The sequence below is a fragment of the Trabulsiella odontotermitis genome, from assembly GCF_001188485.1.
In the GTDB taxonomy this organism is placed as follows: domain Bacteria; phylum Pseudomonadota; class Gammaproteobacteria; order Enterobacterales; family Enterobacteriaceae; genus Trabulsiella; species Trabulsiella odontotermitis_A.
Map to the genome: position 1 here is coordinate 1 of NZ_JNGH01000076.1, position 17,182 is coordinate 17,182.

8 protein-coding genes and 3 pseudogenes are annotated in these 17,182 nt (G+C 57.4%); 5 read left to right on the top strand and 6 right to left on the bottom strand.

The features are described 5' to 3' along the window. The 3 genes and pseudogenes from GM30_RS08320 to GM30_RS08330 all read right to left on the bottom strand — a co-directional run. Window positions 1-1,774 (bottom strand): efflux RND transporter permease subunit (locus GM30_RS08320; RefSeq protein ID WP_155483948.1); only part of this gene is annotated, 1,774 nt, incomplete at its 3' end. Continuing rightward, window positions 1,775-4,689: pseudogene (locus GM30_RS25485) on the bottom strand (MdtB/MuxB family multidrug efflux RND transporter permease subunit). Continuing rightward, window positions 4,689-5,696 (bottom strand): annotated as a pseudogene (locus GM30_RS08330) (MdtA/MuxA family multidrug efflux RND transporter periplasmic adaptor subunit); the annotation flags it as partial. The pseudogenes GM30_RS25485 and GM30_RS08330, both read right to left, overlap by 1 nt. A 264-nt stretch (window positions 5,697-5,960) precedes the next feature. Between GM30_RS08330 and GM30_RS26060 the strand changes: the two are divergent. Further along, window positions 5,961-6,020: a type I toxin-antitoxin system Ibs family toxin gene (locus GM30_RS26060; RefSeq protein ID WP_155483954.1), complete on the top strand. Its 60-nt coding sequence runs from the start codon at window positions 5,961-5,963 to the stop codon at window positions 6,018-6,020. Window positions 6,021-6,120: 100 nt separating this feature from the next. Here the strand turns inward: GM30_RS26060 and yegD are convergent. Then, window positions 6,121-7,415: pseudogene (gene yegD / locus GM30_RS08335) on the bottom strand (molecular chaperone). A 134-nt stretch (window positions 7,416-7,549) separates the two neighbouring features. Here yegD and alkA point away from each other — a divergent pair. Beyond that, a complete protein-coding gene (alkA, locus tag GM30_RS08340) occupies window positions 7,550-8,398 on the top strand; it encodes a DNA-3-methyladenine glycosylase 2 (protein ID WP_049848234.1) in 849 nt (282 codons plus the stop codon). Here the strand turns inward: alkA and GM30_RS08345 are convergent. Then, window positions 8,391-11,714 carry a diguanylate cyclase gene (locus GM30_RS08345; RefSeq protein WP_049848235.1) on the bottom strand — a complete coding sequence of 1,108 codons (3,324 nt, stop codon included), beginning with the start codon at window positions 11,712-11,714 and terminating at the stop codon, window positions 8,391-8,393. The genes alkA and GM30_RS08345 overlap by 8 nt on opposite strands. A gap of 342 nt (window positions 11,715-12,056) precedes the next feature. Between GM30_RS08345 and udk the strand changes: the two genes are divergently transcribed. The 3 genes from udk (at window position 12,057) to asmA (ending at window position 15,241) form a co-directional block, all read left to right on the top strand. Further along, window positions 12,057-12,698 carry a uridine kinase gene (udk, locus tag GM30_RS08350; RefSeq protein WP_049848236.1) on the top strand — a complete coding sequence of 214 codons (642 nt, stop codon included), beginning with the start codon at window positions 12,057-12,059 and terminating at the stop codon, window positions 12,696-12,698. A 90-nt stretch (window positions 12,699-12,788) separates the two neighbouring features. Beyond that, window positions 12,789-13,370 carry a dCTP deaminase gene (dcd, locus tag GM30_RS08355; RefSeq protein ID WP_038162824.1) on the top strand — a complete coding sequence of 194 codons (582 nt, stop codon included), beginning with the start codon at window positions 12,789-12,791 and terminating at the stop codon, window positions 13,368-13,370. 26 nt (window positions 13,371-13,396) lie between these two features. Continuing rightward, window positions 13,397-15,241, top strand: coding sequence for an outer membrane assembly protein AsmA (gene asmA, locus GM30_RS08360; RefSeq protein WP_049848237.1), 1,845 nt, complete (start codon window positions 13,397-13,399; stop codon window positions 15,239-15,241). 35 nt (window positions 15,242-15,276) lie between these two features. Here asmA and GM30_RS08365 read toward each other — a convergent pair whose 3' ends face one another. Continuing rightward, the gene (locus GM30_RS08365) at window positions 15,277-16,854 is read right to left on the bottom strand and encodes a TerC family protein (RefSeq protein ID WP_049848349.1); all 1,578 of its coding nucleotides are present in this window, start codon (window positions 16,852-16,854) and stop codon (window positions 15,277-15,279) included. Window positions 16,855-17,182 lie beyond the last annotated feature (328 nt).

The following is a 17,182-nucleotide window of genomic DNA, read 5'->3' on the forward strand; positions in this document are numbered from 1 at the left end:
GCGACCCGCCGGTAAAACCGGTGACGTTATCGACGGCGGGATCTTCACGAATGATTTTCATGAAGTCCTGCAGCTTGCCGCGCATGGCCTGGAATGAGATGCTCTGATCGGCCTGAATCCCCCCCATCAGCACGCCGGTGTCCTGTTCCGGAAAGAACGTTTTCGGAATCGAGATATAAAGCCAGACGTTCAGCGCAATGGTGCCAAGAAGCACCACGCCCACCAGCCGGGTGTGGTTCAGCACCCAGCGCAGCGAGCGGCCGTACCCCTGTTGCATCGACACCAGTACCCGGCCAAAACCGCGTTTGCGCACCGGTTGGCGCGCCTTATGACTTTTCAGCATCCAGCCGCACATCATTGGCGTCAGGGTTAACGATACCGCCAGTGAAATTCCGATGGCGACGGAGAGCGTCACGGCAAACTCGCGCAGCAACCGGCCAGGCAGTTCGCCCATCAGCAGCAGCGGTAAAAAAACCGCCACCAGCGACAGGCTCATCGACAGCACGGTGAAGCCGACTTCCCGGCTGCCCTGAAGCGCCGCCTGCAACGGTTTCATGCCCGCCTCCAGGTGCCGCGAAATATTCTCCAGTACTACGATAGCGTCATCGACCACAAAACCGGTGGCGATGGTCAACGCCATTAATGACAGATTATTCAGGCTGAAACCGCACAGGTACATCGCGGCAAAGGTGCCAATTAGCGAAACGGGCACTGCCACCGCCGGAATCAGCGTCGCGCGGCCAGAGCGTAAAAAGAGGAAAACCACCAGGATCACCAGCGCCACGGAGATCACCAGCGTCTGCTCGACCTCTTCCAGCGAGGCGCGAATCGTCGGGGAGCGATCCTGGGCAATTTGCAGATCAATCGCCGCAGGAATGGTCTCTTTGAGTTCCGGCAATCGGGCACGGATCGCATCGACGGTCTGAATGATGTTGGCTTCAGGCAGCTTGCGGATCATCAGCAGAATGGCTGGTTTCGCGTTGGTCATCCCGGCGTTGCGCACGTCCTGCACCGAATCGCTGACCGTTGCCACATCGCCCAGCCGCACCGCCGCGCCGTTGTTATAATGCACGATGATCGGCTTGTACTCGTCGGCGGTTTTTAACTCGTCGTTGGTGGCGAGCTGCCAGCGGTGGCTGGCGTCCTCAATCGCTCCTTGCGGTTTACGTACGTTGGCATTGCTGATGGCGCTGCGTACATCATCCAGTGAGACGCCCTGATTAAACAGCGCCTGCGGGTTGAGATCGACCCGCACGGCGGGCAGCGAACTGCCGCCGACGTCAACGTCANNCTGTGTTGAGGCGAAATCGTACAGCTCGCCCTGCGAATAAGTGTCTGACGTTAACGTCAGGATCATGATTGGCGCGTCGGACGGGTTGGCTTTGCGGTAAGTCGGACGGCTCGGCATGCCGGTGGGCAGCAGACTTTGCGAGGCGTTAATCGCCGCCTGCACCTCACGCGCCGCGCCGTTGATGTCTTTGCTGAGATCGAACTGCAGGATAATACGCGTGCTGCCGAGCGAGCTGGTGGAGGTCATTTCATTGACCCCGGCGATGCGTCCTAACGAGCGTTCCAGCGGCGTGGCGACGGAGGAGGCCATGGTTTCCGGCGAGGCTCCGGGCAGCGACGCGCTGACCATAATCACCGGGTAATCCACCTGCGGCAGCGGGGCGACCGGCAGCAGACGGAAGCCCAGAATGCCGCACAGGGTGATGGCGAGTGAGATGAGAATCGTCGCCACCGGGCGATAAATAAAGAGGGCGAAAAACTTCATTTACGCCTCCTCTTCACGTTTCGGGAAGCGGCTTTTCAGGTGCAGTGACAGACGGTCAAACAGCAGGTAGATAACTGGCGTGGTGAACAGCGTCAACACCTGGCTGACCAGCAAACCGCCGACCATGCCGATCCCCAGCGGCCGACGCAGTTCCGCGCCGACGCCGGTACTTAGCATCAGCGGCAGCGCGCCGAGCAGCGCCGCCAGCGTGGTCATCAGGATCGGGCGAAAACGCAGCAGACAGGCCTGATAAATCGCCTCGCGCGGTGCCATGCCCTGTTCGCGTTCGGCAGCCAGCGCAAAGTCGATCATCATGATGGCGTTTTTCTTCACGATGCCGATCAGCAAAATGATGCCGATGATGGCGATCACGTCCAGCTCGCTGCCGGAGATCAGCAGCGCCAGCAGCGCGCCAACGCCTGCGGTGGGTAACGTCGACAGAATGGTAATCGGGTGAATGAAGCTTTCGTACAGAATGCCGAGCACGATGTACATCGCCACAATCGCGGCGATCACCAGCCAGACGGTGCTGCTGAGCGCTGACTGGAATGCCAGCGAGCTGCCCTGGAATTCAGTGCGAATATCGGCAGGGAGATTNAGCGTTCATGATGGCGTCGACCGCATCACCCAGCGACGATCCCTGCGCCACGTTGAACGAAATGGTGGTGACCGGGAATTGGTCGAGATGGTTCACCGACAGCGGCGTAAAACGCTGCTCAATATTGGCGACCGCTGTCAGCGGCACGCTGCCGCCGCCGTTGCTTCACGCGTGTCGTGCTCCAGCACCACGCGATACTGATTAGACTGGGTATAAATCGTCGAGATCAGGCGCTGACCAAAAGCGTTGTACAGCGCGTTGTCGACATCCGACATCGAAATGCCGAGGCGGCTGGCGCTGTCGCGGTCGACATTAACGTACGCCGCCAGCCCCTTGTTGCGGCACCCAGGTGCTGAGCGCATCCAGCGAGTTCGCCTGCAACGTAAACTGGTACTGGGTGCGGCTGACGGTGGTGTCGATGGTTAAATCCTGCGTCGGTTGCAGGTAGAGGTCGATACCCGGAATGCCGTCGATATCGCGTTGCAGACGGCGGATCACCGTTTGCACGCGGTCGTCGCGCTGGTCCAGCGGCTTGAGGTTAATCTGCAGACGCGCGCTGTTCAGCGCCGGGTTGGTGCCGTCGACGCCGACAAAGGTGGTCATGCTTTCAACCGCCGGGTCCTGAAGAATTTTATCCGCCGCCTGCTGCTGGCGCTGCGCCATACTGGCGAAGGAAACCGACTGCGGTGCCTGCAACGTGCCCTGAATAATGCCGTTGTCCTGTACAGGGAAAAAACCTTTCGGGATAAAAATCCACAGCAAAATAGAGAGCGCCAGCGTCGCCAGCGCCACGCCGAGCGTCAGCCACGGATGGTTCAGCACTTTCGCCAGCCAGCGGCCATATCCGGCAATCACGTTGTCAAAGAAACGTTCGCTGGCGCGTGAGAAGCGGTTTTGTTTGCGCAGCGATTCATGGCTCAGCATGCGCGCGCACATCATCGGCGTCAGCGTCAGCGAGACGATGGCAGAGATGAGGATCGCCACCGCCAGGGTGACGGCAAATTCGCGGAACAGGCGGCCGACGATATCACCCATAAACAGCAATGGAATCAGTACAGCAATCAGCGAGAAGGTCAGGGAGATGATGGTGAAGCCGATTTCCCCGGCGCCTTTCAGCGCCGCCGCCAGCGGTTTTTCGCCTTTTTCGATATAGCGCGAGATGTTTTCAATCACCACGATGGCGTCATCGACAACAAACCCGGTGGCGATGGTGAGCGCCATTAGCGTCAGGTTATTGATCGAGAAATCAAGAAACACCATGACGGCAAACGTCCCGACCAACGACAGCGGCACCGCGACGCCGGGAATAATGGTGGCGGGTACGTTGCGCAGGAACAGGTAGATAATCATCACCACTAGCGCGATAGCCAGCATCAGTTCAAACTGCGTGTCGCTGACCGAGGCGCGAATGTTGGTGGTGCGGTCGGACAGCACTTTCACCTGCACCGATTTTGGCAGGCTTTCGGTAAGCTGCGGCAGCATCTGGCGGATGCTGTCGGCGGTATCGATGATGTTGGCGCCCGGCTGGCGCTGAACGTTCATCACGATCGCCTGTTCTTTGTTGGCCCACGCGCCCAGCCAGCTGTTTTCCGCCCCTTGCTCGACGGTCGCCACATCACCCAGGCGAATGGCGGCACCGTTCTGATAGGCAATGATTAACTGGCGATACTCTTCGGCGGACTGCATTTGGTCGTTCGCCGACAGCGTGACCGCGCGTGCCGGGCCGTCGAGACTCCCCTTCGCCGAGTTGACGTTAGCGCTGGTGATAGCCGTGCGTACAGTTTCACTGGTCAGCCCCAGCGCGGCAATGGCCTGCGCGTTAAGCTTCACCCGCACCGCCGGGCGCTGACCGCCCGCAATGGTGACCAGACCGACGCCGTTGACCTGCGAAATTTTCTGTGCGACGCGGGTTTCGACCATTCATGATCGGCGGATCCGCCGGGTTGACTTTGCTGTACACCGGCGGGTTGGGCAAATCGCTCGGTAGCAGATTCGTAGCCGCGTTGATGGCCGCCTGTACTTCCTGTTCGGCGACGTCCAGCGGCAGCGTCAACTGGAACTGCAGCGTGACTACCGACGCACCGCCGGAGCTTTGCGACGACATTTGTTTGAGACCGGACATCTGCCCGAACTGGCGTTCAAGCGGTGCGGTGATCGCCGAGGTGACCACATCCGGGCTGGCACCAGGGTAAAGCGTAACCACCTGAATCGTCGGGTAATCGACTTCCGGCAGGGCGGAGACCGGCAGGGAGCGGGAGGCNCGCATAATAAACAGGCGGGACGGGCCGCCCGTACTGCTCGGCGGTAATACCTGCATCAGGAGCGTGCTCCTTGCTGACCATAATCACGCGCGGTCGGTTTTTCCGCCGGCGCCGCGGTAGCGCTGTGCGCTTCCACCACTTCCACTTTCGCGCCTTCCGTCAGTCGATCGATACCGTCGGTGACCACGCGGTCGCCCGCCGACAATCCGGCGCTGATAACCACTTGCTGGCTGTCCTGAATACCTGGCGTGACGTTGTGCTTGCTGACTTTATTGTCCGAGTTGAGTACCCAGACAAAGTGACCGTCGTTGCCCATCTGCAGCGCCGCAGTTGGGATCACCACGGCGTTCTGTTCGGTATCCACCAGCATTCGCGCGTTGACGAACTGATTGGGAAACAGCGCATCGTCTTCGTTGTTAAAACGCGCCTTCAGCTTGATGGTACCGGTGGTGGCGTCAATCTGGTTGTCGAGGCTCAGCAACGTGCCCGCGCTCAGCTTCTGTTTATTGGTGCGATCCCACGCTTCCACCGTCAGGTTTTTTCCGGCTTTTTGCGCCTGCACGATGGTGGAAATATCGTTCTCCGGCAAGGTAAAGACCAGATCGATAGGGTGCGTCTGGGTCAGCACCACAATGCCGTTGGTATCGCCGGTGGAGATCTGGTTGCCGATATCCACCTGTTTTAAGCCGACGCGACCGTCAATTGGCGCGGTGATGCGCGTCCAGTCGAGTTGCAGCTGCGCGCTGGCGACGCTGGCCTCATCAGCCTTCACGGTGCCCTGGCTTTCGCTGACCAGCGACTGCTGGGTGTCGAGTTCCTGACGGGAGACGAGATTGGTTTTTACCAGTTGTTGATAACGCGCCAGGTCGCGACGCGCATTGGCCAGCGTCGCCGTGTCTTTCGCCAGTTGACCCTGCGCCTGCGCCAGCGCCACTTTGAACTGACTGGGGTCGATTTCCGCCAGCAGATCACCGGCTTTCACCTGCTGCCCCTCCTGGAAGTGGATAGCCAGCAACTGACCCTCCACGCGGCTGCGAACGGTAACGGTGTTTGCCGCGGTGATGNTTATCGACTCTCATCCTGAAACGTGTCGGAGATGATACTAGTTTAGTCACCGCGCTCATCGGAAAAATGGAGGAAATATGAAACACCGTCAGGATTCGTCTGAGAAGCGGTAACTATCAGCGTTTTACGAGGCGCCTCGCAAGGCGGAAGGAAAGCTGAGCAGGAAACTCGCGATGCGCGCTAAAGTGCGTACCGGCAGGGAGGGCAGGCTGANNACGGGAAAGCCCCTCCCGAGGAAGGGGCCTTTAGAAGGAAAGGGCATATGATGAAGTTGGTCATCATACTGGTGATACTCTTAGTGGTAAGTTTCGCAGCTTACTAAGACACCAGGGGGAGGATACTCCTCCCTTTCCCTTATCCCTTCACGTTAAGACGAATGCGCAGCGGAGTCAATCCCCGCTTTCCCGAGGCGGATCGCGAAATCAGGCAAAGATGACTTGCGCCCAACGTGCCAGTCCGGCGGTTACCGAGCCGAAGTCATCGCCCCCGGCAACCGGAATGCCGGGAAGCTGTTCGCTCAGCGCCTTGCGGATCAGCGGCGAACGTGCGCTACCGCCAGTCAGGTAGATGACGTCCGGGCGTACGTTGCCGTTATCAAGCGCTAACTGAACCTGCTCCAGTATCCGCGCCAGCGGCTGATTCAGCGCCGCTTCCAGACCGAACTGGTCGATTTCCGTGGCCAGCGAGTCACTGATAAACGGCAGGGTGGTGGTGATATCCTGACGATCGGAGAGGGCGATTTTGCTCTCTTCGGCGCTGCGTACCAGACGGTAGCTCAGACGCTGTTGCCAGACTTTCAGCAGCAGGGCGACTTTTTCGGCGTCGCGCGCGTCGCGGACCATATCCCGCAGCGCACGGCCGTTGGCGCTGCTGTAGAAATCGCTTTGTGCCGGAACGTCGTTGATCGCCACCGCGTTCCACCAGGGCAGCACCGGTAACGCGATGCCTTTCTCCGTTTCGCCGCCCATGCCCAGCAGCGGCATCAGGCATTTAAACGCCAGCGCGATATCCAGGTCGTTACCGCCGATGCGGCAGCCGCNNAGCAACAGCGAACAGTCGGTGGTTCCGCCGCCAATATCCACTACCAGTACGCGTTTTTCTTCCGTCAGCGTGGCTTCGAAATCAAGCCCGGCGGCGACCGGCTCGTACTGAAAGATGACGTCGCGAAAACCGGCGCGTTTTGCCGCACGTTCGAGGATCCCCTGCGCCTGCTGGTTGGCCTCTTCACCGCCCAGCCCCTGAAAGTTAATCGGACGGCCAATTACCGCCTGATCGATGTTTTCCGGCAACTGTGACTGCGCCTGCTGTTTAATATGCAGCATCATCGCGCAGACCAGATCCTCAAACAGGGCTACCTGCTGCGGCTTCAGGCCACTGGCGCCGAGGAAGGATTTTGGCGATTTAACGNNACTTCTTCGGGATCGTCCATATACTGTTTCAGCGAGGCGAGGCCGAATTGCACGCTGTTTTGCAACACCTCAATGTCTTCGTCGCGATTGAAACTGATCGCCCGGCGCAGCAGCGCCTGGGTTTCATCGCCAATTAAGGGCACATCATGATGGCGGTACAGCCATTCGCTCACCGCTTCGCGCGTGGGGGCGCAGAGCATCGATGGCAGCAGAGTACTGCCATTTTCCATGGTGAGCAGCCGCGGCGTATCATCCTTCATGACCGCCACCGAACAGTTTGCGGTGCCGTAATCGAAACCAATAAACACGTAACTTATCCCCATGCCAGTGAAGAAAGGGGGGCGACTTTAGCGGAATGTGGCGGCAACGACAACTGGAATATAAATGCAAGGCGTTAAGTTGTTGTGACGTATATGCTTTAGCCTCTGATAAAGGAGACGTTATGTATACACTGCGCTGGCTACCGCCATATGACTGGGCATGGATGTTTGGTTTTTTAGAGATGCGTGCCGTTGAGGGTGTCGAGGTGTTCAGTGAAGGGCGATATACCCGCAGTTTTGCTTTAGACGGGCATCGGGGGCTGATGGTGCTGGAGCCGGACGAACATACCCGGACGCTGCGGGTGACGCTGAGCGAGGGTCTCCTGCCGGTGGCCGACGACTGCCTTGCGCGCATCGAACGGTTGCTGGATTTGAACTGCGATCCGCAACTGGTATTGAATGCGCTGGGACCGCTTGGCGAACCGCGTCCGGGGCTGCGTCTGCCCGGCTCGCTGGATGCGTTTGAGCAGGGCATTCGCGCCATTCTGGGGCAACTGGTGAGTGTGACCATGGCGGCGAAGCTGACCTCAAAAGTGGTGCATGCCTGTGGCGAGCCGCTGGAAAGCGCGCCAGGGTTTTATTGTTTCCCGACGCCGCAACAGCTGGCGCAGGCCGATCCGTTGCACCTGAAATCCCTCGGTATGCCGCTGAAACGTGCTGAAGCGCTGATTCATCTGGCGAAGGCGACACTGGGTGGTGAACTGCCGCTGATGGCACCCGAGAATATTGAGCAGGGAATGAAGTCTTTGCAGGCGTTTCCCGGCATCGGGCGCTGGACGGCGAACTATTTTGCCCTGCGTGGCTGGCAGGCGAAAGACGTGTTCCTGCCCGATGATTATTTGATTAAGCAGCGCTTTCCCGGCATGACGCCGGCGCAGATCCGCCGCTATGCCGAGCGCTGGCAGCCGTGGCGCTCGTACGCGCTGCTGCATATCTGGTACACCGACGACTGGGCGCCGGACATCAGTTAATGGCGAAATAACTGCTGTGCAACACCAGCTCGAGCGGCTGGTTTTGTGAGATAGTGTCACCGTAAATCATATCAATGCCGATGCCCGACAGCGTGTCCATCACCAGTGATTCGTGGGTCGGCCCGGCGATGGTTTTCATTCCCAACCGGTGCGCGTGACCGTGCACGATGGTCGCCATCATTTCATCCATCAGGTTGAGATGGACGTTAACCACCGTATCGGGGTCGAGCATGATGTAGTCGGCGCTGTCCGGTGTCAGACGATTGAATACCTCCAGATCCTGACCCGGATGGCTAAGAATAAGTTTACATCCCACCTGACGTAACCGCAGAATACTCTGCGCCATCACCCGATCCTCACTGAGCAGGCAGTCGCTGCTGATCACAAAATGCAGCAGACGTGCAGGTATCTGGCTTTCCGTCAGTTGACCGAGCAGTTCGTCAATTAACGACGTGCTGGTCAGGCTGGTGGAGGATAACGGCAGCGTAACGCTAATGCCTTTTGCCGCCACCTTCTGCGCCCAGTGCTGGAAAAATTCGCTGAGCAACCGGCGATCCAGCGCGCGTAACAGTTCGCTTTCGGACAGGCTGTTGCGAAACGCTTTCTCTTCCAGCATTTCACCTTCGCTGGTCCACAAACGTAGCGACAGCAGCCAGAAGTGGCTGGCTTCCGGAATGCGCGGTGAAGCGACGCTGCGCGCCATAAACACCAGATGATTCTCTTTAATGATCCGCCACTTCTCATCCTGCGACAGGGTGCTGCGCGCGGGCTGGTTTTCCTGCTGTGGCTCATACACCGTCACCATGCCGCGCCCGCCGTTTTTGGAGGTATAACAGGCAATATCGGCCTGCGACATCACCTCGGAGGCGACGCTGTTGCTCTCATCAATCAGCGTGATCCCGGCGCTGGCGCCGACGCGGTGCGTGCGATCTTCCCAGTGGAAGTGGTAATCATTGATAGCCGTAATAATGCGCGTGGCGATGTAGCGGGCGCTCTCAATATTACAGTCCGACAGCAACAGTCCAAATTCATCGCCGCCCAGGCGCGCCAGAATATCGCTGGTGCGCAGCATGCTGAGCATCAGCGCCGACAGTTCGCGCAGCAGCGCATCCCCTGCCGCATGTCCGGCGGTGTCGTTCACCGCTTTAAAGCGATCGAGATCGATAAACACCAGCGCATGTGTCTGGTGGGTTTCGTGCACGTTGTGCAGCAGGCGTTTGAGGTGATTTTCAAAGCTGACACGGTTGCCGAGCTGGGTCAGCGCATCATGGGAGGCGCTGTAACTCAGTTGACGCAGCATTTTGCGCGACTCGGTCACATCCTGAATAACCAGCACGGTGCCAATATTATGACCGTCCAGCGTACTGAGTGGCGTGATGCTGTAGTGAATATCGTAGCTGCCGCCATGACGGCTGTGCAGCACCAGATCCTGTTCCATATTGGAACGTGAGAAATCGCCGCTGTAGATGTTTTCCATCAGCGGGCCGTTGTCGCCAAAGGTAATGTGCAGCACGTTGAGCAGCGGCTGTTTCAGCGCCTGATCCTGTGTCCAGCCGCTCATGTTTTCCGCCACCGGGTTCATAAAGGTGACGTTCATATGGATATCGGTACAGAGCACCGCTTCGCCGATGGAATCAAGAGTGATATGCAGACGCTCTTTTTCCTGGAACAGCGCTTCGTTCAGCTGTTTCACCTCGGTCATATCCATATTAATGCCGAGCAGGCGCTCCACTTCGCCATTTTTATTCAGCACGCGGTTGGCCAGCGAGCGGATATGGCGGATACCATCTTTCACCTGAATGCGGAACTCCAGCTTGAACGGCGCGCGGGCGCGCAGGGCGTTGCGGACAGTCTGTTCGGCGTGCTCGCGATCCTCTTCCACCACGCAGCTGTACCACATCTGCCAGGTGGGTTTGAGGTGTGACGGTACGTCGTACATCTCAAACATACGTTTGTCCCAACTGATCACGTCCGGCTCCAGCTCCCACTCCCAGATGCCGATACCCCCGGCTTCGTTGGCAAGCGTGATGCGCTCCATCAGCCGTTTGTTTACCCACTCGGTGTGCTTGAGATCGTTAATATCTTCAATCTGGGCAATGAAATAGAGCGGTGAGCCGTCGGCGTGCCGCACCAGCGACACGGCCAGCAGCGCCCACACCACGTCGCCTTTGCGGTTGTAGTAGCGTTTTTCCATCGAGTAGCTGTTGATGTCGCCTTTCACCAGCAAGTCCAGTTGCACAAGATCGCTGTGCAGATCTTCAGGCCAGGTCAGTTGTTGAAAGGTCAGCGCCTGCAGTTCGTCCTGACTGTAGCCGAGGAACTGGCACAGCGCTTTGTTGGCCTGCAGCCACTGGCCTTCGGTACCGACCAGCGCCATGCCGATCGCCGAATATTCCATCGCATTACGGAAACGCGCTTCGCTTTCGGTGATGTGCTTACGCTCGGCGCGAAAGGCGTACATCACCATCGTCATCACGTTGGCGGGCAACAGGATCATCAGGAACGGCAGCCATGCCGCATTATTCAGCGCGTAAGTGTGGGGGGCGGTGATGATATCGGGATCGGCGGCCATTATCAGCGAGACCATCATCACCGTCAGCAGAAAAATCATGAAGGCTTCGATGCGCGGCAGGCGGATTGCGCTCCACATCAACAGCACAATCACGCAGGTGAACGGCCACGGCAGCCAGTGCATCGCCGCGCTGAGCGCCAGCGTCACGGCGAGGATGAGCAGCGTCTCCAGCAGCAGGCGCGGGTTACGGTGGCGTAACAGATAGTGTGATTTAAACAGCAGCCCCAACGGCACCAGCGCCAGCGCGCCAATGGCTTCTGACAGCACCCAGACGATCAGCGTCTGCAGGGGTTTTTCGCCGGGGATCAGCAGCCAGACCAACAGTGCGCCAAACAGAGGCGGAACCACCGCGCTACCGATGGCCAGCCGTGCCCAGTCGTTCAGATTCTGCAGCGGGTTGTAGTTCGGCAGAAGCTTACGCAACAGCAGCGCGCCGAGCAGCGCTTCGGCAATGTTAATCGCCACATAGCCGAGATTCATGGCCGAGGTGGGGAACAGCACCAGCGAGGCGGCAACATTGCTGACAGAGCAGACGATAGCAATCGTCAGCCAGAATTTTGCGGCATGACGATAAAACGCTACCATCATGATCGATGTCGGGAACCACAGCGGCGCGAGGAGGGTGCCAAAACGGGTCAGCTCAAGCGAAAAAAGCGTAAAGATGAACGTCACCAGCCCCAGACTGACAAAGTGCAGCAGAGGATGAGCTGGAGTGACGAATACACGCTGGTATGGTTTCTTCATTACTGCATTAATCCGCGTAGCTTTCCCGCCAGGAGCAAGCCCGGACGTCTGATAGATTATCTGAAGTTATGCTAGTACAAACAATTTACAATTCCTATTGCGCTTGTTCATATTTTGACTTCATCGGGATATTAATTACTTAGAATGGTTGAAAACTGCCGATACTGCTTTAAAAGTAGCCATAAAAATTTGCACTAAGGCGGATATGGCGCGTTTCTGTATTTGCTTTGGCAGATCCGCACGCATGACTGGTATCGGCGCGTTGAAATCCCTATAATTGCCGCGTTTGACGCTCCGGCGTCGCCCTTCCCAAACTCCAGGTTAATCAGGTCGCAAAAATTTATGACTGATAAGTCTCATCAGTGCGTCATCGTAGGTATCGCAGGCGCATCGGCATCCGGAAAAAGTCTTATTGCCAGTACGCTTTACCGCGAATTACGTGAACAGGTTGGTGATGAGCACATTGGCGTCATTCCTGAAGACAGCTATTACAAAGATCAAAGTCATCTGTCGATGGAAGAACGCGTCAAAACCAACTACGACCATCCGAACGCGATGGATCACAATCTGCTGTTCCAGCATCTGCAAATGCTCAAACGCGGCAATCCCATCGAACTCCCGGTTTACAGCTATGTTGAACACACCCGAACTGAAGATACCGTCCACGTCGAACCGAAAAAAGTCATTATTCTCGAAGGTATTCTGCTGTTAACCGATGCGCGACTGCGTGAAGAGATGAATTTCTCTATTTTTGTTGATACCCCGCTTGATATCTGCCTGATGCGCCGCATTCGTCGCGACGTGAACGAGCGCGGGCGTTCGATGGACTCGGTGATGGCGCAGTACCAGAAAACGGTGCGGCCGATGTTCCTGCAGTTTATTGAACCGTCAAAGCAATATGCCGATATCATTGTGCCGCGCGGCGGTAAAAACCGCATTGCCATTGATATCCTGAAGGCGAAAATTAGCCAGTTTTTTGAATAAACCCCGTGAATTGTGTAACGTTCAGAGAGAATCTGTTTAGCCCTTATGTCCTGAAATGATAAGGGCGCGATGCACGAAAGGAGAATGCGCATGCGTCTGTGTGACCGAGATATAGAAGCCTGGCTGGACGAAGGCCGCCTGTCGATTACCCCGCGTCCGCCCGTTGAGCGTATCAACGGCGCAACGGTGGATGTCCGTCTTGGCAATAAGTTCCGCACGTTTAGTGGTCATACGGCGGCGTTTATCGACCTGAGCGGGCCGAAAGCCGAAGTGAGCGCGGCGCTGGATCGCGTGATGAGCGAAGAGATTGTGCTGGCTGAGGGCGATGCATTTTATCTTCACCCTGGCGAACTGGCGCTGGCGGTCACCTATGAATCCGTCACGTTGCCCGCCGATCTGGTCGGCTGGCTGGACGGGCGCTCCTCGCTGGCACGCCTCGGGTTGATGGTTCACGTCACCGCGCATCGCATCGATCCGGGCTGGTCAGGCTGCATCGTGCTGGAATTCTACAACTCCGGTAAGCTGCCGCTGGCGCTGCGTCCGGGGATGTTGATCGGCGCGTTGAGTTTTGAGCCGCTTTCCGGCCCGGCGGCACGTCCGTATAACCGTCGTGAAGATGCGAAATATCGCGATCAGCAGGGTGCTGTTGCCAGCCGTATTGATAAGGACTGAGTTCGCTCAGTTGTATTGAGGGTGCCATGAGACGACTTCTGACGACGCTGATGATTTTACTGGTGGTGATTATCGCCGGGCTCTCTGCGTTGGTGCTGTTGGTCAATCCTAACGATTTCCGCGCATATATGGTGCGGCAGGTCGAAACGCGAAGCGGCTATCAGCTGCAGCTTGACGGGGCGCTGCGCTGGCACGTCTGGCCGCAGCTCAGTATTCTCTCCGGCAGAATGTCGCTGACTGCCCCCGGTGCCAGCGAGCCGCTGGTGCGCGCGGACAACATGCGTTTAGATGTGGCGCTGCTTCCGCTGCTCTCGCACCAGTTGCAGGTGCGGCAGGTGATGCTGAAAGGTGCGGTGATCCAGCTGACGCCGCAGACCGAAGCGGTGCGCGGGCAGGACGCGCCGGTGGTGCCGAAAGAGAATACGCTGCCGGAAGTGGCGGAAGATCGCGGCTGGTCGTTTGATATTGCGAAGCTGAAAGTGGCGGACAGCGTGCTGGTGTTCCAGCACGACAGCGACGAACTGGTGACCGTGCGCGACATCCGTTTGCAGATGGAGCAGGACGAGCACCATAAAGGCACCATGGAATTCGCCGGTCGGGTCAATCGCGATCAGCGTGACCTGGCGCTCTCCTTCACGGCTGATATCGACGGCAGCGATTATCCTCACACGCTGTCGGCAAATCTGACCCAGCTTAACTGGCAATTGCAGGGCGCCGATCTCCCCTCGCAGGGCATTACCGGTCAGGGAAGCCTGCTGGCAAGCTGGCAGGAAGAGAGCAAAACCCTCGGTTTCAGCAAACTGAATCTGGCCGCGAATGACAGCGCCGTGACTGGCGAAGCGCACGTGGTGCTGGCAGACCGCCCGGAATGGGCGCTGGATCTGCAGTTCGACAAGCTGAATCTCGATAACCTTCTTACGCCAGCCAGTGCGGCAACGAACAACAGCGTCAATCAACAGGGGCAAAGCCCGGTTAAGCAGCGGCCGGTGATCGCCGACGGCAATCCACAGCCGGATTACAGCGGTCTGCGGGGCCTTACCGCCGCCATTAAACTGAAAGCGAATCAGATCCTGTGGCGCGGCATGACTTTCAGCCAGGTGAGCGGCTTCCTCAGCAACCAGTCTGGTTTGCTGACCATTGCAGAACTGCAGGGGCGGCTCGGCGACGGGCAAATCTCTCTACCCGGCATGCTTGATGCGCGTCAGAACGAGGTGCAGGCCGAGTTTCAGCCGAAGCTCGACAACGTTGAGATTAGCACCATTCTGAAAGCGTTTGATTACCCCATTCAACTGACCGGCACCATGACCCTGGCGGGCGATTTCAGCGGCAGCAAAATTGATGCTGACGATTTCCGCCGTAACTGGCAGGGTGAAGGCCACGTTGAGATGCTCAACACCCGCGCGGAAGGCCTGAACTTCCAGCAACTGGTGCAGCAGGCGGTCGAGCGCAGCGCCAATGTGCAGGCGAAGGAAAACTACGAGACGGCGACCCGGCTGGATAAGCTCGCCACCGATCTGCAACTCAACAACGGTGTGCTGACGCTCAGCAACATGGACGGGCAGTCCGCGCTGCTGGCGCTGACCGGGCAGGGTTCGCTGGATCTGGTGAAAGAGCAGGGCGACATGCGCTTTAATGTTCGCGTCACCGAAGGCTGGAAAGGCGACAGCAAGTTGGTGGAGATGCTGAAGCAGACCGCCATCCCGCTGCGCGTGTATGGCCCGTGGCAGACGCTGAACTACAGTCTTCAGGTTGATCAGGTGCTGCGTAAGCAGTTGCAGGATGAGATGAAGCGCCGACTGAACGACTGGGCGGATAAGAACAAAGAGAGCCAGAGCGGCAAAGACGTGAAAAAGCTGCTCGACAAACTGTGATGCATACCGGGCGACGCTAAGCCGCCCGGTGGCTTTCAGACTTCGTAATCTGAGAGATCTTCCGGCGGGAAAATCTGCACCCGCTGCACGCGGTGGTTTTCCACGTCGAGCGTTTTCAGCGTAAAGCCAGCCACCTTCACCTCTTCCCCTGACTGCGGCACCCGCTGCAGATGCTCCATCAGCAAACCGGCAATGGTGTGGTATTCGCGCTTCTCATCCAGCGGGATCGGCACAAACTGCACCAGATCTTCCAGCGGCATGTGGCCGTTCGCGGTCCAGCTGCCATCGGCGTTTTTCTGAATATCATGACGGGCGTCGATCTCAACGGCTTCGTTAGGCAGATTCCCGGCGATGGTCTCCGTGACGTCACTGAGCGTGACAATCCCTTCCACCGAACCAAACTCATCGACCACAAACGCAAAGTGGGTGCGCGCGTTGCGGAACTGCTCCAGCGCGGGCAGCAGCGGCAGCGTCTCCGGGAACACCAGTGGCTGACGGATCAGTACGCGCAGGTTGAGCGGCTCACCGCGCAGCGACTGCTGTAACAGGTCGATGATATGCACCACGCCCAGCAGATCTTCGTCATCGTCGTTGCTGGTGACCACCAGGCGAGTGTGCTGGTTTTTCTCCAGCAAGTCGCGGACCTCTGCTTCCGGCGCATTGAGATCGATATGCTCGATATCATGGCGCGAGGTCATGATGCTGCTGACAGTGCGCTGGTTGAGATTCAGCACGCGCTCAATCATCAGCCGCTCCTGCGAGTTAAACAGCTGGCTGTCGTTGTGGTCGGCAATCAGCGAGGCCGTCTCAGCATCCAGTTCCGCATCTTCTTTCTGGCCACTTAGCAGGCGCATCACCGCTTCCGTGGTGCGTGCACGCAATGACTGATTCGCTGACAGGAAACGGCGACGGTTGAATATCGCCAGCTGGTTCAGGGCTTCGATCATCACCGAGAAACCAATTGCTGCGTACAGATAGCCTTTCGGAATATGGAACCCAAAGCCGTCGGCGACCAGGCTGAAGCCAATCATCAGCAGGAAGCTGAGACACAGAATGACGATGGTCGGGTGGTTGTTGACGAAACGGGTGAGGGGTTTGCTGGCCAGCAGCATCAGGCTGATGGCGATAATCACCGCGGCCATCATCACCGCCAGATGATCGACCATCCCGACCGCGGTGATCACGGAATCCAGCGAGAAGACCGCATCCAGCACCACGATTTGCGTGACCACCGCCCAGAATTTTGCCCCGCGCCGCTGCGTCGGGTTCTCGCTGTCTTTGCCTTCCAGCCTTTCATTTAATTCTACGGTGGCTTTAAACAATAAGAAGAGGCCGCCAAAGAGCATGATCAGGTCGCGGGCGCTGAAGCTCAAATCGCGAATGCTGAACAACGGTTGGGTGAGGGTCACCAGCCAGGAGATAGAAGCAAGCAACAGTAAACGCATCAGCATCGCCAGAATCAGCCCCGTCACGCGCGCGCGATCGCGCTGCTCGGGCGGAAGCTTTTCAGCGAGGATGGCGATAAACACCAGGTTATCAATACCCAATACCAGTTCAATGACAATCAGCGTCACCAGACCGGCCCAGATTGAGGGATCGGCGATCCATTCCATATACGGATTAATACCTTTCGTAGCGTAAAAAAAATGACACAAGGAGATCATGGATAAAGCAGACTTAAAATGCAATCTTTACCTGAGATTTATCTCAATAAACAAGATCTGCCAGTACCAATATAACCTTATTGTTTCAGGTATTTATTATCACCTTTTTGTATTGTTAATCGGAATTGTTCTTAGAGGAAAAGAACACTACCAAATTGTCAATATAAATAAAATCCTAAAAGTATAAAATTGAGCGCTTAATATTAATCTTAAAAACCACATTTAGGGAGGATGTTACCTTGCCTGATATTGGCTTAGCTGCAACAATTCTTCCAGC

Excerpts from the sequence above, each read along its gene's own strand:
- alkA (WP_049848234.1), top strand. The coding sequence starts at position 7,550 with ATGTATACACTGCGCTGGCTACCGCCATATGACTGGGCATGGATGTTT.
- udk (WP_049848236.1), top strand. The coding sequence starts at position 12,057 with ATGACTGATAAGTCTCATCAGTGCGTCATCGTAGGTATCGCAGGCGCA.
- dcd (WP_038162824.1), top strand. The coding sequence starts at position 12,789 with ATGCGTCTGTGTGACCGAGATATAGAAGCCTGGCTGGACGAAGGCCGC.
- GM30_RS08365 (WP_049848349.1), bottom strand. The coding sequence starts at position 16,854 with ATGGAATGGATCGCCGATCCCTCAATCTGGGCCGGTCTGGTGACGCTG.
- GM30_RS08345 (WP_049848235.1), bottom strand. The coding sequence starts at position 11,714 with ATGAAGAAACCATACCAGCGTGTATTCGTCACTCCAGCTCATCCTCTG.
- asmA (WP_049848237.1), top strand. The coding sequence starts at position 13,397 with ATGAGACGACTTCTGACGACGCTGATGATTTTACTGGTGGTGATTATC.